Source organism: Xanthomonas sp. A1809, assembly GCF_017746015.1.
GTDB classification, from domain to species: domain Bacteria; phylum Pseudomonadota; class Gammaproteobacteria; order Xanthomonadales; family Xanthomonadaceae; genus Xanthomonas; species Xanthomonas euvesicatoria.
Window position 1 is genome coordinate 1 of record NZ_JAGHWZ010000028.1, and the last position, 1,731, is coordinate 1,731.

Annotated in this window: 2 protein-coding genes; both read left to right on the top strand. The window is 56.8% G+C overall.

The features are described from left to right. Window positions 1–15: 15 nt before the first annotated feature. Complete coding sequence (locus J7396_RS21560) at window positions 16–843, top strand: hypothetical protein (RefSeq protein WP_209262094.1); 828 nt, start codon at window positions 16–18, stop codon at window positions 841–843. An 88-nt stretch (window positions 844–931) separates the two neighbouring features. Continuing rightward, on the top strand, window positions 932–1,731 hold an 800-nt coding region (locus tag J7396_RS21565; protein ID WP_209262093.1), incomplete at its 3' end, for a type IV secretion system protein.

Consider the following 1,731-nt stretch of genomic DNA (forward strand, 5'->3'; position numbering starts at 1 on the left):
ACAAGGAGGTTGAAGATGCATAGCCAGCCAACGCAATCGAAGCGGTTCCACACCGCACCATCTTTATTTGTGTCACAGGAGGCGAAGAACACCATGGCAATCAAGTTCAGACATTTTTCCCGGGTCTTCATGGGACTGGTGCTGCTCAGCATGGCGGGAGCGGCCAGTGCGCAATGGGAAGTTATCGACAACAAGCTCAATGGAACGACCAAGGAGATCCTTGACAATCAGACGGTGGGCAAGGGCGAGGGCAAGGAATCCAGCGGCAAGGAGGTCGAGAAGCCCAAGGAGACCTTGAAGAAGGTGGCAGATGATGAGGGTGTGGCCGCCTGTTCGGCGTCCACGTCTGGAACACCTGTCTCTGATTCGCAGAGGGAATCCTGCGAGCTGATCCAACGCACGCGCAATTCCCAGTTCAACTACATGGTGGCGATGTACGAGATCACCACCAAGCGCCTGGAGCGTCTGCGCACGATCGAGGAAGAGCGCAAGAAGATCGGCGACCAGAAGATTGGCGAGCTGGAAAGCAACACCAATAAGCTTCTGGCGCTGAAGGCGATGATGGATATCGATCGCCAGCAGATGGAGTCGGCAATGTTCGCCTACGAAAAGCGCTTGGCATTCTTGACCGAGCTGCAAACCGGCGCTGCGAAGGCCGCGATGGCGGGGAAGGAGCCGCCGAAGGGAGATGGAAGCAGTTCGTGGTTGCCATCCTGGATTCCAGCCGATCTGTTGAGCATCGGTAAGACGCTTGTCGCAGGGGCGGTGATGAAAGGTGCGTTCGAGGCTATTAAATCAGACACGCCAGCCGGTATGGAAAGATTAGAGATCGACAAGGACTGATGGAGCTGGTTTACCTGCTTAGGCAAGATACTCAAACCCGGGGCATCGACTGCCCCACGGCGCAGCCGTCTAGTGGATGTGGTGACATATGGATTTTTTGACGAACATCGCCAACTACGAATTTTTTCGTCTGATCAACAACTATCTGCGCGATGAGATCGCGATCTTCCAGTGGGAGTTGTTGCAGCGAACGACGGCTTGGGTGGGCATGGTGTCCCTGACGGTGTTGACGCTTTGGATTTTTATCCAAGGCTATCGCATCGTGACCGGTCAGTCGCGCGAGGCGGCGATGGGATTGGTCGTCACGGCGCTGCGCGCGGCGCTGATCATCGGGGTGGCGACCAGCATGGCGCAAGGTTCGGCCCGCTTGTACTGGACGCTGACCGATGGAGTCAGCCAGGCGATCACCAAGACAGTGACGGGCAGCTCAAAGAGCCCGTATGAAGCGATCGACAAGAACTTGATGTTGATGCAAGTGGCCATGTCGGCTCTGGATCAGATCAAGACCGGCGGTGACGAGGAAAGCAAGGACGAAAAAGACCGGGCTCGGTGGTTCACCGGCCTGGGCATGGCCGGTCCGGGTGTCGTTGCAGGCTCGATGTTGCTGCTCAACAAGCTGGCGATGGCGCTGGTGGTCGGGTTCGGGCCTCTGTTCATCCTGTGTCTGCTGTTCCAAGCGACGAAGTCGTTGTTCAGCAAATGGCTGCTATACGGACTGGGCACTGTGTTTTCGCTGTCGGTGTTGACCTTCACAGTGAGCTTGGCGACAAAGGTGGTTGGCGCAGTAGGCGCTGCCTTCGTTGCAAAGTGGGCAATGAACGGGTTTACGGGCGAAGGCATCAGCAGCATGGCGCTGCAGCAGGGAGGATTAGGACTGGTGTTAACGAC

Excerpts from the sequence above, each read along its gene's own strand:
- J7396_RS21560 (WP_209262094.1), top strand. The coding sequence starts at position 16 with ATGCATAGCCAGCCAACGCAATCGAAGCGGTTCCACACCGCACCATCT.